Below are 21,196 nucleotides of genomic sequence, written 5' to 3'. Positions count from 1 at the left end.
GCGAGCTGTCTATGCAATATTTTTTGCTATTTATCTGATTTTCTTATCCCTTAAGGCCCAATCACCACCAACGATAAAAATGGTGCACTGGGCCGATCCCTCCGCCGACCTGCAACGAATCCGCTTGCTCCAACGCGCCCTGCAGGTAATTTTTCGCGGCGGGCAACGTCTCCTGCCAGTCGGCATGACGCGGACGCAACGCCGCCAGCGCCGCGGATAGCGTACAGCCGGTCCCGTGAGTGTGACGGGTCACGACACGCGGCGTACTGAAACGTACCGGCGCACAATGCGTCGTAAACAACCAGTCCGGGCTTTCCCGGTCGCTTAGATGCCCGCCTTTCATCAGTACAGCCTGGCACCCCATCGCCAACAACCGCTCGCCCTGTTGCCGCATTTCCGCCTCATCGACCGCTGGCGCGCACTGCAACAACGCCGCGGCTTCCGGCAGATTGGGGGTAATCAACGACACGCGCGGCAATAACAGTTGACGCACTGCCTCCACCGCCTCTGGCGCCAGCAGCGGATCGCCGCTTTTCGCCAGCATCACCGTATCCAGCACCACATGCGGCACCGGGTAACGTTGCAATCGTTCTGCCACCGCCTCCACGATGTCCGTCTGTGCCAGCATGCCGATCTTGGCGCAATCAATACGCACATCGCTCAACACGGAATCCAGTTGTGCGGCGACAAATGCCGGTTCGATCCGGTATACCGACTGCACCCCGCGCGTGTTCTGCGCCACTAATGCGGTAATCACGCTGGTGCCATAAGCTCCCAACGCGGAAAACGTTTTAAGATCAGCCTGAATCCCCGCGCCGCCGCTGGGATCGGTACCGGCGATGGTTAATGCATTAATGCGTTTCATACCTTCACCCCTCCGCGTTCGGCATACAGCGCATCCAGAAACGCGGGAATAAAGCTGCCCGGCCCCGACGCCTGCTGAGCGGCCCGCGCACCGCAACGCGACATGATGGCACAAGCCGCCGCCACATGGGCCAGGCGATCCCCCTCCAGTGCACAGAACCCAGCCACCACGGCCGACAACGCGCAGCCAGTGCCCACCACTCGCGTCATTAGCGGATCGCCACCGCCCACCGCCCAATCGCGCTGACCATCGGTGACGTAATCCACCTCACCGGTGACGGCGACGCAGGTCGACCAACGTTGCGCCAGCGAGCGAGCAGCGGGAAGCGCGGACCATGAATCGTTGCCGCTGTCGACACCGCGCCCGGCGGAACCTTCCCCGGCCAGCACCAGAATTTCCGAGGCGTTGCCACGAATGGCGGTCGGTTTCATCGTGAGCAGTTGCTGAGCAAATGCCGTGCGATATGTCAACCCGCCGACAGCAACCGGATCCAGCACCCAGGGCGTGCCTGCCTGTGTCGCGCTGGCGATCGCCGCCAGCATGGCATCCGCACGGGATGTTTCTAGCGTTCCAATATTGATCAGCAGTGCATCAGCGAGTGCGCTGAATTGCGCCGCTTCGCCCGGATCCACCACCATCGCAGGAGAGGCACCCAACGCGAGCAGAACATTGGCGGTAAAACTTTGCACCACGTCATTAGTGAGACAATGAACCAACGGAGAACGCTGGTGAAACAAAGCGAGGGAATCCGCGACAGAGGCGGCAGGGAAAGGTGTTGCTTGCATCTTCATAAACCTCCCGACCGGCGTGGAAGAAGACGGCAACCGGCGGGATACCGTGACTTCCCTACGCTGGCATTATCCAGTTCAGGTAATACGGGTATTTCTCAGCCCCGCTTTTCAGAAGGGCACCCCGAGTCAACAGCGGTATTATTCAGAGCGTTTGGGAAAAGATCAATCACTACGGTTTCCTGATCCCAGGCGTCAGTCCATTAACGGCCACACCGCCTCATCCATCAATGCAGTCGCAATAGCACCTCATCACACCCGCGTGCTAAATCATGGTGTCGGCAGAATGCCGTCACTTCAGGGTGCACGGTGATACACCGCCTCAATATTGTACCCATCAGGGTCGTACACAAAGGCCGCGTAGTAATTCGGGTGATAGTTCGGACGCAGCCCCGGGGCCCCATTATCCCGGCCCCCCGCAGCGATAGCTGCGGCAAAGAAAGCATCGACCCGCTCACGCGATGCGGTACTGAACGCAAAGTGCACCGCCGGGCAAGCTCCTGCCTCCGCCTGATAGAACCAGAGTTCGCCGCCCGGATCACTGGCTTGCCCGTACCCGTCCGTCACCGCGAAGCTGACGGCGAACGACATATCCTTAATCAGGCGATAACCCAACGGCCTGAGCGCAGCCTCATAAAACTGTCGGCTACGGGTTATATCCGTCACCGGAATACTCAGATGATCCAGCATGATGTCTCCTTGCTGATGGTTGTTATGGAGGATATCACGCCACCATACCCCCACCGTTTCACGGGAAACCTGATCGTGATCGGCAAAGAGAACACTGCGTAATGGCATGAAAAACGCCACGGATGATTGCGCCCCCCTGTCGGGCAACCGTAAAGGTCAGCGCACCAGCGCCAACATGGCGAAACTCGCCAGCCAGTGTCCGCCGCTGTAGTGGCTTCCCACCACATGCCCAACGCTGGCGTGAAGATGCCGTTCGGCGGCATCCAGCAAGACCGACCGCGAAGCGGCCGATGCCGGCAGTTGTTCTGCGATATGGCGCATACACCAGGCACGGCTGAGGTTTAACCCATCCAGATGCGCAATTTTCGGATCGGCCCTATCACTCACCCGTGCCGGATGAAGCAGCGTATTGCACACAGACATTGTCGGTAAAAATGCATCAAACCAGGCAGGGAATGCCGCCCCCAGCACCTGGCTCATCAATAACCCTTCGGTCAAGGCGCCGGACAAAAATTCGTCCCCGCCCGGTTCATAATGCGCGGGATAAGCGATGTCATCGACAAAATAGCGCATGGCTGCCTGGGCAATGGCGGTCTCCAGTTCGCTGTCCGCCACAATGCGTGCATAGTCGAGCGACAGGCTCAGCGCGAAAGCGGTATTGAAGTGAGTGCCGACCCGGATGGGGTAGGTCAGTTTGTCCAGATAGTCGATCAACCTCTGCCGGATATCCTGCACCAACGGCCGCAGTGCATCCAACCAACTGGCCGCGGCAGGGTGCCGCGATTGAGCGAGCTCTCCCGCCAACGCCAACAGCCAGCCATAGCCGTAAGGCCGTTCGAAAGGGGCACGCATCGGCGCCTGAAAATACGCCGCCTCACGCGCCATGTTATCCCGCGTAAAATGCTCGTCAAACAGCCGGGTAATGTCGTCGTAACAAGGCAGTTCGGGAAACTCACGGAGACTACGCAGCAGTAGCCAGTAGCCATGCACAGCGGAATGCCAGTCGAAACAGCCGTAGAATACCGGGTGCAACTCACGTGGCGGCAACGCATCGGCATCGCTATTCATCAGGTGCATAATGTGGTTGGGGTATTCCTGCCGTAGGTAGGTCAACGGCATACGGGCGAACGCATCCGCCAGGTGGGGTGTCAGTTGCATCTCGGTTCCTTAGTACGCCCGTAGCCGCATCGCCGTGCGTCCCGAACGCCATAAAAAGTAATGTTTTAAGATTATATGACTCACAACTATCCCAACCGGATCTATGCGTCAATCGGTTTATGCGTTTCAGGAAAATCAATGAATTTCAGGGGATGGCAATGCCATACCCGAAGATATTGAACGGAAGGACGAACCGCAGTTTTGCATAAACGGAGGGAAGCCAGCGCCCCTACCTGCCCGGTCGTTGCGGATCAAAAACCGGCTCTTTTGATATGCCGCAATACATAGGCCCAATCAGGTATTAGGCTGCAACACATTGCGACGATAAGGAGATGCTCATAACGCTGCCCTTCACTCAACCGTTTGGTTAAAGGCAGAACTATGCTCAGCGTGACTCATGACTGGAATCCGTTGCAAAAAAACCTCAAGGACAGCATCAAAAACAGGGGTCTGACGCAAATCATCGAGACCGCGCTGACGCCGCACGGTCTGGTACACAGCGGTAACACTATACCCACTGTTGATCTCGACGAGTCGATGTTTCGGGTCGTCAGAAGCCCCCAATATCAGGGATATTGCACACTCGCGTTTTATCTCTTCCATATCACCCGAATCGAAGATATGTGCGCCAATATTCTCATCGACCACGGTACGCAGGTCATCATGCAAGGTGACTGGATGCAGAAAATGCGCATCGTTCGCATAGAGTCCGGCAATTCGCGACATGGCGGCCTTTAGTCGCAATATCGCCGGCGCCTATCAGCGGGTCTGGCTCAGAATGATGCGGTCGAACATGCGGTCGCCTAACCAAACGCGCATGCGGATCAGCATTTTTGCGAACTTACCGGCAGCATAGCGCGTACGAGGATTGTTACTGGACACCGCTCTGGAAACCACGTTTGCGATCACGCGCGGATCGCTACCCGTGCCATGCCCGTAGGTGCTTTTGATAGACTTGGCCACCATCTGCACCAGCCGGCCATATGGGCCGCTGGCCGAGCGCTTGACGATGCTGTCCGTGGCGGCATCACCGAACCCCGTCTCGATCACGCCGGGTTCGACGATCACAACCTTGATGCCGAACTCACCGACTTCCAGGCGCAGGCAATCCGACCATCCCTCCAGCGCATGTTTGGTCGCGTGGTACCAGGCGCCCAGAATGCTGTACATCTTGCCGCCCATTGAGGTGATATTGACGATATGTCCGGAATTTTTGGCCCGCATGGCGGGCAGTAGCAGCTGCGTGAGCCGGGCGGCGCCGAAGAGATTGACCTCGAACTGGTAGCGCGCTTCGTCGATGCTGATTTCTTCGATCGGCCCATATAAGCCGAAGCCTGCGTTGTTGACCAGCACGTCCACTCCCCCCGTCAGGGAAAGGATGGTCTCAACGCCCGCGACGATCTCCTCATCCCTGGAGACGTCCATGCGCAAAGGTTGAGCACCCAGTGCGGCCAGATCGACCATCTTGTCCACGCTACGCGCCGCCACATAAACCTGGTAGCCATCCTTTATCAGACGCTGAGCTATGGCCTTGCCCATGCCTGACGACGCGCCAGTGACCAGCGCCGTTTTTTTTCCTTTGGTAAACATGTTACACCTCATCGAGTGAAGAGGCCTTCACCATAAAGGGCCACGCCCCTCGGTGAACTAGCCAAGTGCGCCAGATGAACAGCGATCGGCGCCAGCCTAAACCTGACGAAGTGCGGTCTCGCTCCCGTCCGTGACACCTGAACTTCGGGGCCGGCGTCTGTACCACCGGCGACGGGATGGCGTATTGTTCAGCAACCTCAGCCCCCATTAGAGCGGGCTTCGTCGCATGAGTAAAAGCCGGATGTCGATGCTGCAATACGCAGACTTACCCCTCATCCTGCTTCGCATTGTCGTACCCCAGCCGGCCGATAAAGGGCAGACGCAGTGCCGGAGGGTTCAGATCGATCCCCATACTGGCGCCGAGGATATTGACCTCAACCCCCTCCTCCACGCCCAACGTAACGCCCACTACGCCCAGCAACGATACCTGCACGCCGCTGCCCGACGGCGATAACCCCACCGGGCGCGTAATCGCGCGGAAATCTTTACCAATCGCATTGGCCGGCATATCCAACGTCAACGCCGGCACTTCCCGGCCGATATGCGCCATAAAAGTGTTACTGTTCGGCCCAGGCCAGGCGTGATACGTGTGCGGCCAGGGGTAGCTTTTGATCGCAGCCTCAATTTTCGGGATCATCGTTTCCGCGCCCGCCCCACGATGCTCCACCAATAATCGCGGCTTCGAACCGAACCAAAACCCATCAGGGACGGTGTAGTCGCGCCGGACAACGTTATCCCCGCCCCAGCCGATCACTTCATAGCGGCTATAGCGGGTTTCCCCCGCCCTTTTGAAGATAATCCAGGGATGCACAGCCAGCAGGCCACGCCAGCCGTAAGTCGGCGCCGCATACACCTGCACAATGGCGATATCGCCATTCTTGACCGGATCCGGCGCCACTCCGGCAGAATCGCGGCGCGCCGACTGCCAACTCTGCCCCTTAAGGTTTTCGTCATTGCGCGTCGCCTGTGCCAAGCTTTGCCCTAATGACAGGATTAATACGCTGATAAAACCGACGCCCAGCATCTTGAGGTAGTTCATCCAGAGATAACCTCCGTGGAAAAGGAGCAAACAGGATAGGAATGTGGGTAATCATGCCGCATTCCGTTCAGATAACCGCCATTCAGCCAGTGTACTGTCAACGCGCGCGCGCAGCGAGTAAACCGGAGCGTATACGGAGTATGTGAGGGTTTCGAGCGCTGCCAAGAACCAACATGGCCAGTGAATTGCCCGAAATAGGATTGGCTCTGAATGAATGAAATTTTCGCCAACCGAACCATCGACGATAAAAACTGCATTCAGCGAATTGCGGTGATATCCAGAATAAAATGTTCGCCAGAAAAATATGACTGGCGAACATTGGAGTCAATGATATTCAACAGAATAAATTAGCCGTTATGCTTTCCATCAATGATGACTATCACAACCGGCGCCACATTAACATTCGGCACCGTTAACATCATTAAATTAACCATAACCCTTTATCCAAAGTTAAATAGAGCGGCTAATTCGTTATAACACTCTGATGCAATCAACAAATGTATTACGCTAAATTCAACATAAAAAACGTCACCGCATCACATAGAAATACCCTTATTAATAATATTTAAATGCGCAACATATCACTACAGTGATTGTCATTAAACTCATTCTCATCATAGATATGAGTCGACTTATTTTTCATATTTCGACGTTATATTATAGGAACGTCGCACCGCTCGCCCATTCTGAGTAAAAACTACCAGAGCAAATCGCTGGCTCAATCGTTTTTATATCTATCTTGACCAATTTAAAAATCACAAATGGATCGTCAGATAGCAACATGCCGATTTCAGCTGCATTGATACCAGAAGCCAGAATAAACCCTCCCGTTCCATTCTCCAGCGGCCCGGCAAAAATGATATGGCCACCTCGGATATTATCTGCCAGCCACTTTTTATGCGCGTCCATATGCTTTTCAAACTCATATTTAGGGCTGGTATACTCAAGTGTAATTGCGTGTAACATAAAGACCACCTTTAAAATAATTAGCCAGCAATAGCGTCGATAACAGTATGGATAGATGATTTAGCATTTTTGATTTCACGATTTTTTATTTCATCGCCTTTTGATGCGCCTTCCGCACGAATGAAATGAATATTGGTAATGCCCAGAAATTTGAAGAAAGCCTGGAGATATCGCTCCTGAAAATCCATATCGGCAATAGGCTGAACAACATAAAAACCCCCGCGCGCGGAAACAACGATAACGGTTCGCCCGCTGGATAAACCTATCGGCCCTTTTTCCGTATATTTAAAGGTTCTCCCGGCCTGAGCCAGCCTGTCCAGCCATGATTTTAACTGGCTGGGCACCGAAAAATTGTACATTGGCGCACCAATAACAATGATGTCACTCGCCAGAAATTCTGAGACCAGTTGGTCAGAAAGCTGGTGTTCTTGCACCATGTCACTGTCTGCCGAGGCTGACGCTATTGGACGAAACCCGGCGGCGATGGCCCCCGTGAGATGGCGTATTTCATTTTTAACCACATCGCGATAATGCACCGCCGCATCAGGATGTTTTTCAACCAGACTGGTAATCACCTCAGCGGAAATTTGTCGTGTGACGGAATCATCTTCAAGAATACTGGAGTCTATATGTAATATATTCATCAAAATAATCTCTCTGTTAGGATTTACAACTTGATAGCCTTGGCTGCGTTATCAATAAATCTCGCGACATCTTCAGGATGAGAGACGAGAGACATATGACTGGATGAAATTGACATAACTTTCGCCCCTATTTGGTCGGAAATTCTTCTCTGCACGGATGGATCTAATGCCTTGTCATTACGGGTTAGCAAATACCATGTTGGTTTTTCTTTCCAGGCAGCGTGCTGAATTTTTTCGCCAAATGCGCTGGCCGCGATCGGCTGCTGCACGGCGGTTAATGCCAACACTTTTTTTAGCGGCACGTCCCCAGCCATTATTTCATGATATTTTTCTGGATTATCTAGCCAAATTAACCCATGGGCATCCGGGACCATACTGTCCATAGGCGCATTCAGGCGCTGTAATAAATCAGCAACAGATTCCCCACTATCTGGAACTAATGCCGACAAATAAACGATACCGCGCACGTTGGGATAATTTCCCGCCCGGGTAATTACAGCACCGGCCCATGAATGACCGACTAGTAATACCTCGCCTGGTTGTCTTTGCAAAACCTGCTCTGTCGCCCTGACATCATCGGCTAAAGACGTCAATGGATTTTGAACCGCGGTAACATGGTATCCCATATTCTGCAATTTGGCCGTCACCGATGCCCAGCTGGAGCCATCCGTAAATGCCCCATGCACTAAAACGATATTTTTAATTTTTGCCGCCTCCGCAATGTTCTGAACGGTAATAACAAAAACCAAACTTATTGCAATCATCAGATTACTCAGCCAATTAATACGAGAATCCATCATAAGTTCACCGTTAACAGTGGGGTTGCTATTCACCGTTTTTTCAAACGCGCTGATTATTCCTACAAGAGGGAGTGAGGAAAGCTTAGCCTGCATGGCGGCCTCTGATAAGATGGCAAAGTTGACATTGTTCATGCAAAATTCGCCAACATTCCATAATGAGAGAACACACCATGCGTATCGCCATCCTGGCGCTGCCGGGCAGTATGTCGTCAGCGATATCGGGGCTCGCCGATATATTTTGGATCGTCAATCAAGCGCTGATAACGCGGCTGGACGAAGCGCATCAGTCGCCACCTGCCGAGCGCGCTTTTGAAACATCGATTATCAGCGCCGACGGCAAGCCGGTACCCGATGCGCAGGGAAGGCTCATCCATGTAGACCATTCATTTGAAACAGTCGGCACGCCAGATATCGTTCTGGCAACGGGAATGGTGCTCGGCCCCAATAAACTGCCTATGGCGACCGGGCCTGTAAATGAATCGGCGCGCTGGCTCAAAGAGCAATTCCAGCGTGGCTCACTGATAGGCGGCGCCTGCGCAGGAAGTTTTATTCTGGGGGAAGCTGGGTTGCTGGATGGACGGTTTTGCAGCACAACATGGTGGCTTTACCACATTTTTAAACAACAGTATCCCAAGGCAAAACCTGTATGGGGCAAAGCGCTGGAAGAACAGGATGGCGTCATTACGACAGGCGGCCCGTTGTCCTGGGTTGAGCTGGCCCTGCACATTATCCGGCGTAACGCAGGCCCGGACATCGCCAAACTAGCGGCGGACATCGCAGTCGCCGATAGCCAGCCGCTGTCTCAGCGTATTTATGCCCCACAGGGGTTCATGAATACTGTCGATCCGCTACTGCTGCGTGCCGAACATCTGATTCGGTATCAGAACCCATCAATGACGGCGGAAGATTTGGCCAGCGCGCTTAATTTTAGTGACCGGACACTGCATCGAAAACTGAAAGAGCTCACGAACGAAAGCCCTAAAAATTTTATTACTCGCGTCAGAATCGAAACGGCGTGCATGCTGCTTGAAAATCCGGCGGCCAGCATCAAACAGGTCGCAGAAGAGTGTGGTTACAGTGAAGATACGGCTTTCAGACGCGCCTTTTCCCAATTGATGGGAATGACACCGACCCAATACCGAAAATGGGCCGCACAAAGGAACTGAGACGGTAGCAACTTGCCCTACTTGATACCGGGGTCGGGACAGCGGTCATCCCCCCCAAAAAACCAGTGCATGCATAAGTAGAATTTTCGCCTAACCTGAATGCAGGGGGGATTTCTATGAAGCGATCACGTTTTACTGACAGGCAGATCATTTCGATAATATCGCTGATGTGCCCGGCACGCCAAACTGAGATCGCCAACTGTCTGTTTTATAATCCGATTTTTTCATCCAGATCTTTCGACTTTTTGATATCAGAGACTTCCATACCGCCAAACGTCGCTTTCCAGTTGTAAAGCTGGCTTCAGAAATCCCGGCTTCACGGCAGACATCCTGAACGACACGCCCAACTTCCACGGACTTGAGAACGGCAATAATCTGGTACTCAGTGAATCGGACTTTGCGCATGGCGATCTCCTCAAAGGGACATAATCAGTATGTCGGAAGATCTCTAAAAATGAATGGTTCGGTTTAGTGGGATGTTTACAAAAATCGAACATATAAAAAAAACTAAACACAACCTTTCGTCAATTCATAACAAAAAAACGAAATTTTTAATAGAGATATGATAATTATATTTGACATTCACTATCAACCCAATAAATTTAAAATATTATTCTTTTTTAAAATTTAAAATAGGTTTTTTATCTGAAAATAATTTTTTTTATAGTTTTACATTCTTTTAATAGATGAGGTAAGTTTGTTACCCATAAGTTAAATTAACCTATTGAGAGTGTTTATTCAGTATGTTATGTTAATTTAACTAATGTTTTTGGGGCGTGAGGCATGCCTTCACTATGCGGAAGGTCTCGTTGCAGTATTTAAAGGATTACGTCTGAACAATTAATAGTGAATTTTAGTTGTATCATCATAAGGAGAGGAATATGCATCTACATGAATACAAAGAGTCTTCAGAAAAAAAAGAAATTCAAGAGCTTTATGGCGTACGCTATTATCAATCAGGCGATAGATATAAGTACGAAGCCCCTGCTTCTCAGGCCTATTATTTTGAAACCTACATAGGTGAATATGAAATTAATGTAGAGCGTGGGGATTGCGTCTATTTTATCAGTGACTGCAATAAAAACGCTTCCCTGAAACGTGGCCCTTGTCAGGTCAGCTCTAAACATTGTGCAACAATTATTCGCGGCTACATGCCGAGCGAAGTGACTGCCTCACTGGAAGGTACAACACTACTTCCTTATGTTAATGGCTGCTCGACCAAACAAATTTTCTTTCCTCCGCGCGTTGGCGACCCCACACTGCAACTGCTTAAAATTCCCGCGAATAGTGCAGAGCAGGCTCATCATATCCATTCTACGGTGCGCGTAGTTTATGTCTTAAGTGGTAAAGGAAAAAGCATTGTCGGAATGGAAGGTAAAAGCGTTGAGCAAGATTTACTTCCCGGAATGGTGTGTATCCTCGAGCCTATGTGCCCACATCATTTTGAAACGCCTTATGGTGAACCGCTAGTGGTCATCCCTCTGCATATATATTCTTCGACTGGTGCTCAGGAAACATCGCACCCAATGTTTAATGGAACCTATATGATGAATCAGGGCGCATAATAATTTTTAAGGGAATAAACATGGATTTAATAACTTCTGAAAAAAGTATTGAGAATATTGAACTCTCGGTTCTTGAGCAAATACCTTCTGGTGAGAGAATTTTAGTTTCACTACCAAACGGAATAATGCTGGCCAGAGTATTGATCCATGCTTATACATCAGGAATTGTATCTGTCCCTGTAAGTCCTAGCGCAACTGCAAAGCAGATTAGCTTTTATGCTGATCATAGCGAAGCCACTTTTTTATATAATAAGCAGGGGTTGAATAGGTTAAATAATGCCTACAGCAATCCACTGGATAATAAAGCGGCGTTTATTATGTACACCTCGGGCTCAACGGGAGATCCGAAAGGCATTGTTCTGCAAAAGCCAGCAATCGAACAAAATGCCCGGGTGCTTTCTGATATCCATAATTTTAAAGATGGACATGCCACCTGTTTGCCGCTTTTTCACTGTAATGCGCTAATGATGTCTCTGATTGGCAGCCATCTTGCTGGTACGAGGTTGCTGATACAGCATCGTTTTGATGCATATGACTATTTTGCAAATATCAGGAAACATCGAATTCGTACCGCAACCATTGTTCCCGCACTGTTGGAAGAGCTGGTCGAATGCAACCCTGAATGGCCGGATTGCTTGGAGTATCTGATCACCGCAGCAGCACCTTTGAGTCAGAGCCTGGCCAAACGCTTTTACCAGAAGTATGGGCCACGCATCAGACAAGGTTACGGGTTATCTGAAGCGGTTAATTTTAGCTTTTTAATGCCTAAGCTCAGTGATGAAGATTTTGTCAGACTGTATATAGATAATTACCCCCCAGTCGGCCAAATTCTTCCAGGCCAGCAATACCGAATCCTTGATAGCGGAGAGGTGGTGATTGGTGGTGAAACCATCATGAATGGTTACTTGAAAAACGAGGAAAAAACCCGCGAAACATTGACCGCTGATGGCTGGTTGAAAACCGGTGATGTTGGTGAGATGCGGGATGGATTACTGGTACTGAAAGGGCGTGTTAAGGAAATTATTAACCGTGGAGGAGAAACTCTTTACCCGGTGGATATTGAGAAGCATTGGGAAAACATCGGCCTGAAAAAACCCTTTGCCGCCGTGCAAATTGCGAATGAAAAATTGGGAGAAGATATTGGTTTATGTATTGAGCAAGGAGGGATAAGTGATCTCTCTATGCTGCGTAAGCTCAAACCTTATATACCTTCAGCTGTCGCCTATGCCCCGTTAAAAACCACCTCAACAGGTAAGCCAAGAAGGAGGGAGATGGGGGCTAAGCTGTTTAGTGTTACCGAGAATGACATCAAATATGCTTCCCTGCTGTCACTCGCTGCCGACTATGCGGATAATATCATCAGCCAAATTAGTGGCCAACCTGTCACAGTAGATAGTCCGGCTGGCTATATACTTCGGGAAGCCCAGCGCCTAGTTGCTCACAGAGCCGCTATCGACGGCAGAAATACTAACAACTCGCTGGTGGAAGCGGCACCAGCAATGCAATTGCTAAAGATGCTGGTGGATAATATTAATTCGCTGGTGCAGGGCGAGCTAGCAGGGGAAGACATTGTCCGTAAAGAAAAGGGCTTATGGACCCGCCTGATGTGCGAGTGGCCGATGGATGCCTATGCCCGAATGACCGCTGATTTCTTGATCGCCAATCGGTTGCTGGAGGGACAGGTTTTGGAAGCGGGGGCCGGGGTGGGTAATACGACTAGGTTGATCGCGGATGCGATAAATTCCGACTATATCAGAACCGACTGTAACACTCAGATTTTGAGCAAAATTTCCGTACGCGGCCACTGTGAATTCTACGATTTTAATCAACCGGGCAACTGGCGCGATCTTGACACAATATTTTCAGTCAATGCTATTCATTGTGCATCGGATAAACAGGCAACGCTCTGTCACTTTTATCAGATGCTGAAGCACGGTGGCACACTGGTACTGGGGGAAGGTAATAATACAACAAATAACGCCGGAACGCCTTGGGCGTTAAATGGATTATTTGGCCTTTTTGATGGTTGGTGGAATGTATCCGGTTTTTTACAGCGCGAAGAATGGTTACAAATGTTTATCACCGCCGGGTTCCGAGAGTGGGGTTATTCACAACTCCGTTCGGGTGAACATGACTTAGGTGGTGTGTTATGGGCCGTGAAATAATGCAAAAAAAAAGTATCTGTTTTATTTTCCCTGGTCAGGGGAATCAATGGCCCGGAATGTGTGACGATTTATTAGAAAATAATAATACATTCAGAAAACAGATGGCTGAGTGCGATGAAATATACCAGAGTATTTCCGGTTTATCGGTACTTGATTTACTTGCAAGTGCCAGAGGAACCCCGGAGATATATGATGATATAACTCGAATTCAGCCGGTTTTATTTTGCATACAATACTCGCTTGCACGCATGTGGAACAGCCTGGGGGTACGGGCTGACGCCGTGATTGGGCACAGCTTGGGGGAAATTACCGCAGCCTGCTATGGCGGTTATCTTAGCCTGAAAGACGCCTTAAAAATTGTGTATGCCCGGGTCGAGAAGATAAAGACGATTGCCTCGCAGAGCGATGGCAGCATGATGGCGATCAACTTGCCTCTGGAACAGGTGGTAGATTTGATTGCCCCCTATGAAAATTTATATATTTCGGTATACAACAGCCAGCAATCCCATGTGGTTTCAGGTAAAAAACAGAGCCTTGATGTCCTGGTGAAAAGGCTGGAAAGCAACAATATTTTTCATAAGATCCTCGCGGTCAATCATGCTTCACACTCTCCGTATGTTGCAGAAATCAGAGATGCGTTGATCGACGATCTCAAAGGCATTGTACCAGGAAAAGGCAGCAAAACTTATTATTCGACTCGCTATGGTTATGCCATCGACGGCAATCAGCTTACGCCAGAATATTGGGCTGAGAGCGAAATGTTTCCAGTTCGCTTTTCGGCTGCGCTGGCAGAGGCGCTCGCGGATGATTATACCGACTATATTGAGATCAGCCCTCATCCGACACTGTTAAAGTATGTCGAGGCTGCCAGCGGCAGATCAGACTTACGTTTAATTCCGACCCTGATCCGCAATCAACGTTTCAACACCGATCTTCAGGCGATCTTTGGCGTAAAAGAGAAGCCAGGTGTCAAAAATATTCGTTGGCTGAGTGATAAGACTGACAGCAAAACGTCAGAAGTCCGGCAAGTGCTAAACGATATTGTTGTCGAGAGTGCATTGCGACTGCCCGAGGTCGTACTTGCCGAAAATACGCTGCAGGATAATGGCATTGATTCACTGACGATTTTGTCGATAAAGAAAAAAATTGAAAGCCACTTTAATATCCGCATAGCTATAAAAGATATTTTCACCGGTAGCCTAGAGAATATCCTCTCGTTACTTATTGAAACCATCCGTGCAGAAACGAGTCCTAAAGGTGACATCAGACCGCAAGCGACGGAATATAAAAAACTGACTGACATTCAGCAAGCTTATATTCTTGGTGAGAGTGATATTTTTCCGGATGGCAATGCGGTAGCACATATTTATGCTGAACAGAATTTCTCTGAACTGAACGTTAATAATTACCTTCAAGCTTGGTCTAAGGTGATCCGCAAGCATGCTGCGTTACGTACCTGTTATCAGGATTCCGTGCCTTGTGTATGTCAGGATTTTGATATCAATCAGGTGGTAAAATTTACTGACGTTGAAAGAGTGAAAAATATTCGCCAGCAGTTACGCGCTGACCGGCAACAGTTGAAATCCCTTCGCCTGTCGCGTGAAGAGCCAGTCCGGCTACGGGTTTTGGTCACTAGATTGACGACTCGGCGCTACAAAGTGGCTGTATTTATCGATCTGATCGCCGTTGATGCTATCAGCCTGAATATCATCTTTCGTGACCTGTCATTTTACTACGCCAATCCGCGTGAAGTGAGCAGAGCGGATAACGCCTGGCAGGATTATCTGGACTACTTTAATCAAAAAAAAACAGCGCCTGGTTGGCAGCTTAGCAAAGCTTGGTGGCAAGGACGGGAATTACCACCGCCGCCTGCACTTCCTCTGATCCAGGGGGGGGCGTGGCAAAACACGGCATTTGTGAGAAAAAAACTGACGATAGCAGCGGAAGACTACGCAAAATTAAAGCAGTCTGCGAGGAAGGCGGGTATCAGTCCTGCAGTGGCACTGGCTGCTGTTTATAGCTACACCCTTTCGCTGTGGTCCAAAATAAACCGCTTTTCTCTCTGTTTTATGCTCTCTGAACGTCCGCTGGAAGATAACCGTTTTAGTGAAACGGTGGGTAATTTTAGTACCACTCTGCTAATAGACGTTGACTGCACTAAAGCAATGCATTTCGATGATTTCAGCCGGCGGCTTCAGGACGATCTCTGGGAGAAACTGGAATATGCCGCAATTAGCGGCGTAGAGGCATTGCAGCTTGCCACGATCCCCAGCACTGGCAATCAACCCGCTATCCCCTTTGTTTTCGCCAGCGGACTGGATACTGTAGTAAACGCTCAAGATACAGCCAGCGGGCCTTTCCATTGGTATGGCAAAACCACCCGCTACTCCTATTTAGAAACCCCTCAGGTCTGGCTGGATAATCAGGTATTCGAAGATCATGAAAATAATCTCATTGTGCATTGGGACTATCGCCGCGATAAGTTCTATCCGGGGTTAATGGATGAGATGTTTCACGCCTACAGCAAGTTACTGTCTGCGCTACTGGCCGAAACAACAAACTGGCACAGCATTTTAACGCCTCCTCCTTCAAACACATTCCGCACAGCACTGTCGGCGGCGCGCGACACTGCCTGTGAAACTGCAGATGGACTGCTGACGCAGGGCTTGATAGATAATGCTCAGGCAGCGCCGGACAAAGTCGCCCTACGCTGCGGGGTTGATAAAATTACTTATCAGCAAATGCTGAGCTATGCATTTCAGATCAAAGAGACTCTGGCTGCGACTGGCTGCCTTTCAACCAAACCTGTCGCGGTGTATATGGAAAAAAGCTGGCAGCAGATTGTGGCGGTTCTGGCTGTTCAACTGAATCATCAGCCCTATTTACCGCTTGCAACGGGACAGCCACTGGCACGTGTCCGGACGATTATCGACACGGCACAGTGTGAAGTGATGTTGGTCTGTCGGGATGCCTATCTCGCTATGCGGGACAATTTTCCTTCGCTGAAAATAGTGATGGTTGATGAGTTAACACAGTCTTTGCGTACCAGAGAATCGCCTGTATTGCTGCCCGAGCCGGGAGACAGTGAACTGTCGGCCTATATAATCTTTACTTCAGGTTCGACTGGAATCCCCAAAGGCGTTGAGGTTTCCCACCGGGCAGCAGTGAATACCTGTCTCGACATTAACCGGAAATTTAATGTAACTAGGCAGGACGTGATTTATGGTGTCTCTGCGCTGAGTTTTGACCTGTCGGTCTACGATATTTTTGGCACTTTCTTCGCTGGCGCTTCGTTATGCCTTCCTGACGGAGGCACGGGCAATGATCCTGCGGTATGGTATCAGGATGTGCTGAATAATCAGGTATCCATCTGGAACTCTTCTCCGGCATTATTCCAGATGCTGCTGGAGTATATCCGGCGGGAAAATTTAACCATTCCTGCTAGCCTGAGACTGGTGATGCTAAGTGGTGACTGGATTCCGCTGAGTCTGGTCCAGCACGTTTTAGAGAGCCAGCATCCCCTGCAACTGGTCAGTTTAGGCGGTGCCACGGAAGCGGCAATCTGGTCTGTGTATTACCCCATCAATACACGGCTGGAACATTGGCAAAGCGTTCCTTACGGCAACGCATTGGCCAATCAACAATTATATGTGCTGGATGATGAACTTCATGACTGCTTGCCCTTTATTCAGGGCGATATCTTTATTGGTGGGGAAGGTCTGGCGAAAGGGTACTTTAATAATGACGAAAAAACTCAGCTTGCTTTTATTCTCCATCCAGTTAGTGGAGAAAGACTGTATAAAACGGGCGATAAAGGGCGTTACTGTAGGGATGGGCTGATTGAATTTCTTGGCCGAGAAGATAATCAGGTAAAAATACGAGGTTATCGCATTGAGCTGGGTGATATCGAGTCGGCACTGGAGTCTTGCAGGGGCATCATCCGGGCGGTTGTTAATACTACAGGAAGCGACTTCGCCGATATAGCTATAGCCGCATGGGTGATGGTAGAAGCCACGGCTGATTTGGCTGATGTTCGTCGGCAGTTAGCTGAAAAGTTACCTGAATACATGCAGCCATCCGCTTGGTATCTGATGGAGCAAGTGGCTTTAACGGTCAATGGGAAAGTTGACAGAAAGTCACTCACCACGGCTCATCCGTGGCGAAGCCGCGAGCCTGTCTCGACAGATATCTCTGGCCCCACTGCCCGGATGCTGGCAGAGATTTGGCAGAAGATATTGGGAATTGAGGATCCTGATACGGATTTACATTTTTTCGAGCTTGGCGGCAATTCTTTTAATGCCTTAAGAGTGCTCAGTGAAATCAGGCAACGTATTGGTATAAAAATAGAGCTGGGAACCTTTTATCAGTTGGCCAGTATCAGCCAACTGAGTCGTTTTATCGACGGTAATCGGCTGCCGCAAAATAATGTAATGGTTGTCAAAGAAGGTCGCCCCGATTCAGCATGTGTCTTTATCTACCCTATCGGCGGGTCAAGTCTTTGTTACCGTGAGTTGATCGACCGACTGTATACCGATGACACCATCATTTTAACCGAAGCCGATTATGACAGGGACTACAGCGTAAATGGTCACAGTCTGGCCGATATTGCCGAAGACTTAGCAACAACACTGCTCAGTGGGCATAGCTTTCAACATATCAATGTGGTCGGTTGGTCGATGGGAGGTGTGATTGGCCAACACATGGCAAATTATTTACAGAGTCAGGGGCTGAATGTTTCCCTCACCATGCTGGACTCGCCGCTGCCAGGCTATTTGCAATCACTGACCGAACATGAGCTTAAGGCGTGGTTTATCCACGATCTCGGCCTTGATAGCATCAGTGAAGCACAACTAGAATGGACGCCGCTGTTACTTAACCGTTTTCAGATTTTTAAATTCAACCAAAGAATACTCTCACTGCACAATGCACAACCCGCAAGCTTTCCGGTTTTCTATGTCACGGCAAAAAAGAAAGACCAGCCGCATTATTTGCCAATTAGCAATTATGTGCGAAAGTTCTGGGGCTGGGACGCTTTTCTATCGAATATTACTAAAGAACTCAGTATTGATTGCGACCATTACAGCCTAATGAGTGATATGAATATTGGTTTGCTGGCAGAAGAAATAGACGCATTTCTGGCAATGCAATCTTTAAAGGAGAAAAGAAATGTCAAAGGATAAGGCAGTCATCCTAGCTGGTGGTATATTTTCATTTAAATACCCTCAATGGATATCGTCGCTAAAAAATCGTGGTTTCAAAATACTCAGCCTGGATGATGATAATCAAAATACCACTCGGTTAATAAATAGTTATAGTAGCATAATCGACTCTTTTTTTGCTGATATTTCAGAATATCATGCAGCAAGCCCCCATGACCTCCCGTCAATTTTGCATATAGTGCAGAAGTGGAGTGAGAAATATACCATCAGCGCTGCTATCTCAATGATTGAGGATTTTGTTGCGCCAATTGCTTTCATTTGTGAGCGCTATTCTTTACCTGGTTCCGGCATTAAAGCGGCACTGATTTGCCGCGATAAGTTATTACAACGATATTTCCTCCCTGAAGTCAGCCCGGCATTTACCTCCAGCAGTAAACCGAAGCTGCAAAATGAGGTACCTGTTGCGTATCCTTTTGTCATAAAACCCACGGGGCGCAGTGGCAGTTCAGGTGTTCATCTTATACGCAGTAATGATGATTTGAGCGCGGTTCTCGATCAGTATCAGGATGACGAGTGCTTATTATTGGAATCCTTTATTCAGGGACCGGAATATTCGGTTGAATCTGCTATTGTTGACGGGAAAGTGATAGTAACAAACATCACCGAAAAAACAACTAACTGTCAGAGTAGCGATAATTTTGTCGAGATGAGCCATACCATTCCGGCACGGTCACTGTCTGAGCAAATGCACGTTTCACTGCGGGAAACTAATCAGTGGATTATTGAGCGACTATCATTTTTGTCAGGTATTACTCATGCTGAATTTAAAATTGATCAGCATAATCGTATATGGCTGATGGAGATTGCCGCCAGAGGTCCTGGAGATATGATTTTATATCTTTTTCAGTTGGCGACGGGCGTTTCGTTTGAAGACATGGCTGTTTCTATCGCACTGAACGAAAATTTCAGTTCAGATATTACTTATCAGCGCTATGCCAAGCAGGTATTTATCAGCCCTGAATCCGGTACACTCAGCGATGTTAAAGTTGAAAACGCTGAACAGCAGGTACTATTCCTGCGGGATAATCAGTGGCGCTCCGCACCGTCAGCTCCTTTTGTTTCCAGCGATAAGAATACGTTGGTTGAAGTGGTAATCGACAAGCCGCGGGGAATGGAAATGACTCCGGAAGTGAGCGACTCAAAAAGCCGACTTGGCTATTTCATTACGGTCTCAGACGATGAGAACGATCTGGATGTATTCTCAAACCAAGTTGCAGAGTCCATTAAAATAATATCAACAAAGGCCGTGGTATGAGCAAACGGTTTAATTTACCCAGAGGAATGAGCGACCGGGGTAAAAATGAATGGAGTTTTTTCCTGAAGCTTCAACAAGAGTGGCATGCTATCAGTAGCCGCTATGGTTTTCTGCCTGTCGCACTTTCACCGGTAGGATTTGAGGAAACATTCACTTGGGAGAATAACGCCTCTAGCCAGAGAATTTATCAGTTTAACGATCAAAAACAGCGCTCTCTGGCCCTAAATGCGGACTCGACTCCGTCGATGCTCCGTATGTATGCAACAGATAAAAAAATGCACGGCAGATATAGCTTCTTTTGTGATATTTTCCGCTATTCCCGTCAGCCATTAAGACACTTCCACTTTCTCGGGGTGACAGAAGTTCATCCGAAATCAGCCCGTTTCCATCCGTCGGATGTCCATGCTTGCAAAAGGATGCTATCTATTTCTCGTGAGCTACTTGCGGGTAAGGCCAAAGCATGTATCGGTATTAACAATATCCGCTTTTGGAAGGCGTTAATCATTGCGGCACCGGATAAAAAAAGGGAAAGCGCGGAGATCTTCAAAAATCTTGCCCGTTTATCAGGTAACGAAGCGTTAGATTATCTTACCGGGCAGTTGACTGATGAGCGCTCATTACGGTTGTTGACCCTTTTATCCGGCAACCTTTTATCTTCTGCTGATTATCAACTTGTACGTTGTAAAATCAGTGAGTTATTCTCTGAACAGGTTCATCTTCTCGATGAAATCTTTATTTTAACGGACTATTTTCAGACAGCAGCGGAGTTTTTTGTTTACGCCGATTTGTTCAATTTTCACGCATTCGAATTTCACGATGGATTGATGTATGAAATTCTGGATGCCAGTAGAACAGTTCGCTTCGGCGATGGCGGTGTTTACCATCAATATGCCAGTGGCTTTATGGAGGAAAATACCGCGCTTTATTCATCCGTCATTGTTCCTCATCGGCTGAAAAAAGTGTCTGCTGATGAACAGGAAATATCTGCTGCGGATGTAATGCTATGCCTGGACAGTGAGCTTATAAGCCAGGGGCAGACAGATGAATTTCTGCAAATGCTGCGTGACAACAACATCAGAGTCTACGATGTGACTTTCTCAAACGCTAGATTCCATTACCAAGAGAGAGCGCGACTTTCCATTCCTTGCCTGGTATTTATTAGTCGTCATGACCTAGAGCGAGGGACAGCGAAAGTATTCAGCCACCATGATGATAGTCTACAGACAATTGATTATTCTGGTTTATTGGATTACTTAAAAATTAACGCGCTGTCTCAATAACAAGGT

At 49.1% G+C, this 21,196-nt stretch carries 16 protein-coding genes, 1 pseudogene and 1 riboswitch; of the genes and pseudogenes, 7 read left to right on the top strand and 10 right to left on the bottom strand.

Annotated features, from left to right (window positions below; genetic code table 11):
- Positions 1-61: 61 nt before the first annotated feature.
- From thiD to HEP82_RS06775, 4 genes are all read right to left on the bottom strand, one after another.
- Positions 62-865 carry a bifunctional hydroxymethylpyrimidine kinase/phosphomethylpyrimidine kinase gene (gene thiD / locus HEP82_RS06790; RefSeq protein ID WP_015854393.1) on the bottom strand — a complete coding sequence of 268 codons (804 nt, stop codon included), beginning with the start codon at positions 863-865 and terminating at the stop codon, positions 62-64.
- A complete protein-coding gene (gene thiM, locus HEP82_RS06785; protein WP_192457553.1) occupies positions 862-1,650 on the bottom strand; it encodes a hydroxyethylthiazole kinase in 789 nt (262 codons plus the stop codon). The genes thiD and thiM overlap by 4 nt, the downstream gene beginning before the upstream one ends.
- Before the next feature lie 41 nt (positions 1,651-1,691).
- A riboswitch (TPP riboswitch) is annotated at positions 1,692-1,790 on the bottom strand.
- Positions 1,791-1,950: 160 nt separating this feature from the next.
- Positions 1,951-2,343 carry a VOC family protein gene (locus HEP82_RS06780; RefSeq protein ID WP_192457552.1) on the bottom strand — a complete coding sequence of 131 codons (393 nt, stop codon included), beginning with the start codon at positions 2,341-2,343 and terminating at the stop codon, positions 1,951-1,953.
- 156 nt (positions 2,344-2,499) lie between these two features.
- The gene (locus tag HEP82_RS06775; RefSeq protein ID WP_192457392.1) at positions 2,500-3,501 is read right to left on the bottom strand and encodes a DUF2891 domain-containing protein; all 1,002 of its coding nucleotides are present in this window, start codon (positions 3,499-3,501) and stop codon (positions 2,500-2,502) included.
- Positions 3,502-3,882: 381 nt separating this feature from the next.
- On the opposite strand from HEP82_RS06775, the gene HEP82_RS06770 reads away from it, so the two are divergent.
- Positions 3,883-4,239: a hypothetical protein gene (locus tag HEP82_RS06770; RefSeq protein ID WP_192457391.1), complete on the top strand. Its 357-nt coding sequence runs from the start codon at positions 3,883-3,885 to the stop codon at positions 4,237-4,239.
- A gap of 21 nt (positions 4,240-4,260) precedes the next feature.
- On the opposite strand, the gene HEP82_RS06765 is transcribed toward HEP82_RS06770, so the two are convergent.
- From HEP82_RS06765 to HEP82_RS06745, 5 genes are all read right to left on the bottom strand, one after another.
- Complete coding sequence (locus HEP82_RS06765) at positions 4,261-5,091, bottom strand: oxidoreductase (protein WP_192457390.1); 831 nt, start codon at positions 5,089-5,091, stop codon at positions 4,261-4,263.
- A gap of 265 nt (positions 5,092-5,356) precedes the next feature.
- Positions 5,357-6,130: a DUF3750 domain-containing protein gene (locus HEP82_RS06760; protein ID WP_192457389.1), complete on the bottom strand. Its 774-nt coding sequence runs from the start codon at positions 6,128-6,130 to the stop codon at positions 5,357-5,359.
- A gap of 657 nt (positions 6,131-6,787) precedes the next feature.
- On the bottom strand, positions 6,788-7,096 hold the full coding sequence (locus HEP82_RS06755) for a YciI family protein (RefSeq protein ID WP_192457388.1): 309 nt from the start codon (positions 7,094-7,096) through the stop codon (positions 6,788-6,790).
- Between the two features lie 20 nt (positions 7,097-7,116).
- On the bottom strand, positions 7,117-7,740 hold the full coding sequence (locus HEP82_RS06750; protein WP_192457387.1) for an FMN-dependent NADH-azoreductase: 624 nt from the start codon (positions 7,738-7,740) through the stop codon (positions 7,117-7,119).
- Positions 7,741-7,763: 23 nt separating this feature from the next.
- A complete protein-coding gene (locus tag HEP82_RS06745) occupies positions 7,764-8,540 on the bottom strand; it encodes an alpha/beta hydrolase (RefSeq protein WP_192457551.1) in 777 nt (258 codons plus the stop codon).
- A gap of 170 nt (positions 8,541-8,710) precedes the next feature.
- On the opposite strand from HEP82_RS06745, the gene HEP82_RS06740 reads away from it, so the two are divergent.
- On the top strand, positions 8,711-9,706 hold the full coding sequence (locus tag HEP82_RS06740; protein WP_192457386.1) for a GlxA family transcriptional regulator: 996 nt from the start codon (positions 8,711-8,713) through the stop codon (positions 9,704-9,706).
- A 182-nt stretch (positions 9,707-9,888) separates the two neighbouring features.
- Here the strand turns inward: HEP82_RS06740 and HEP82_RS06735 are convergent.
- Positions 9,889-10,111, bottom strand: a pseudogene (locus HEP82_RS06735) (transposase); the annotation flags it as partial.
- Between the two features lie 476 nt (positions 10,112-10,587).
- Here HEP82_RS06735 and HEP82_RS06730 point away from each other — a divergent pair.
- From HEP82_RS06730 to HEP82_RS06710, 5 genes are read left to right on the top strand one after another with little or no spacing between them, the layout of a single operon-like run.
- Positions 10,588-11,271, top strand: coding sequence for a cupin domain-containing protein (locus HEP82_RS06730; protein WP_192457385.1), 684 nt, complete (start codon positions 10,588-10,590; stop codon positions 11,269-11,271).
- Positions 11,272-11,291: 20 nt separating this feature from the next.
- Positions 11,292-13,436 carry an AMP-binding protein gene (locus tag HEP82_RS06725; RefSeq protein ID WP_192457384.1) on the top strand — a complete coding sequence of 715 codons (2,145 nt, stop codon included), beginning with the start codon at positions 11,292-11,294 and terminating at the stop codon, positions 13,434-13,436.
- Positions 13,421-18,616 carry a non-ribosomal peptide synthetase gene (locus HEP82_RS06720; RefSeq protein ID WP_192457383.1) on the top strand — a complete coding sequence of 1,732 codons (5,196 nt, stop codon included), beginning with the start codon at positions 13,421-13,423 and terminating at the stop codon, positions 18,614-18,616. The genes HEP82_RS06725 and HEP82_RS06720 overlap by 16 nt, the downstream gene beginning before the upstream one ends.
- Positions 18,603-19,910: an ATP-grasp domain-containing protein gene (locus tag HEP82_RS06715; protein ID WP_192457382.1), complete on the top strand. Its 1,308-nt coding sequence runs from the start codon at positions 18,603-18,605 to the stop codon at positions 19,908-19,910. Before HEP82_RS06720 ends, HEP82_RS06715 begins: the two co-directional genes overlap by 14 nt.
- A complete protein-coding gene (locus tag HEP82_RS06710) occupies positions 19,907-21,190 on the top strand; it encodes an ATP phosphoribosyltransferase regulatory subunit (RefSeq protein WP_192457381.1) in 1,284 nt (427 codons plus the stop codon). Before HEP82_RS06715 ends, HEP82_RS06710 begins: the two co-directional genes overlap by 4 nt.
- Positions 21,191-21,196 lie beyond the last annotated feature (6 nt).

The sequence above is a fragment of the Musicola keenii genome (assembly GCF_014855505.1).
Taxonomy (GTDB): Bacteria; Pseudomonadota; Gammaproteobacteria; order Enterobacterales; family Enterobacteriaceae; genus Musicola; species Musicola paradisiaca.
Note: the sequence above shows the minus strand (reverse complement) of the source record. Positions and strands in the feature narration are given on the sequence as shown.

What these genes read in the sequence shown, in the direction of transcription:
- thiD (WP_015854393.1), bottom strand. Translation starts at nt 865, where the DNA reads ATGAAACGCATTAATGCATTAACCATCGCCGGTACCGATCCCAGCGGC.
- thiM (WP_192457553.1), bottom strand. Translation starts at nt 1,650, where the DNA reads ATGCAAGCAACACCTTTCCCTGCCGCCTCTGTCGCGGATTCCCTCGCT.
- HEP82_RS06780 (WP_192457552.1), bottom strand. Translation starts at nt 2,343, where the DNA reads ATGCTGGATCATCTGAGTATTCCGGTGACGGATATAACCCGTAGCCGA.
- HEP82_RS06775 (WP_192457392.1), bottom strand. Translation starts at nt 3,501, where the DNA reads ATGCAACTGACACCCCACCTGGCGGATGCGTTCGCCCGTATGCCGTTG.
- HEP82_RS06770 (WP_192457391.1), top strand. Translation starts at nt 3,883, where the DNA reads ATGCTCAGCGTGACTCATGACTGGAATCCGTTGCAAAAAAACCTCAAG.
- HEP82_RS06765 (WP_192457390.1), bottom strand. Translation starts at nt 5,091, where the DNA reads ATGTTTACCAAAGGAAAAAAAACGGCGCTGGTCACTGGCGCGTCGTCA.
- HEP82_RS06760 (WP_192457389.1), bottom strand. Translation starts at nt 6,130, where the DNA reads ATGAACTACCTCAAGATGCTGGGCGTCGGTTTTATCAGCGTATTAATC.
- HEP82_RS06755 (WP_192457388.1), bottom strand. Translation starts at nt 7,096, where the DNA reads ATGTTACACGCAATTACACTTGAGTATACCAGCCCTAAATATGAGTTT.
- HEP82_RS06750 (WP_192457387.1), bottom strand. Translation starts at nt 7,740, where the DNA reads ATGAATATATTACATATAGACTCCAGTATTCTTGAAGATGATTCCGTC.
- HEP82_RS06745 (WP_192457551.1), bottom strand. Translation starts at nt 8,540, where the DNA reads ATGATGGATTCTCGTATTAATTGGCTGAGTAATCTGATGATTGCAATA.
- HEP82_RS06740 (WP_192457386.1), top strand. Translation starts at nt 8,711, where the DNA reads ATGCGTATCGCCATCCTGGCGCTGCCGGGCAGTATGTCGTCAGCGATA.
- HEP82_RS06730 (WP_192457385.1), top strand. Translation starts at nt 10,588, where the DNA reads ATGCATCTACATGAATACAAAGAGTCTTCAGAAAAAAAAGAAATTCAA.
- HEP82_RS06725 (WP_192457384.1), top strand. Translation starts at nt 11,292, where the DNA reads ATGGATTTAATAACTTCTGAAAAAAGTATTGAGAATATTGAACTCTCG.
- HEP82_RS06720 (WP_192457383.1), top strand. Translation starts at nt 13,421, where the DNA reads ATGGGCCGTGAAATAATGCAAAAAAAAAGTATCTGTTTTATTTTCCCT.
- HEP82_RS06715 (WP_192457382.1), top strand. Translation starts at nt 18,603, where the DNA reads ATGTCAAAGGATAAGGCAGTCATCCTAGCTGGTGGTATATTTTCATTT.
- HEP82_RS06710 (WP_192457381.1), top strand. Translation starts at nt 19,907, where the DNA reads ATGAGCAAACGGTTTAATTTACCCAGAGGAATGAGCGACCGGGGTAAA.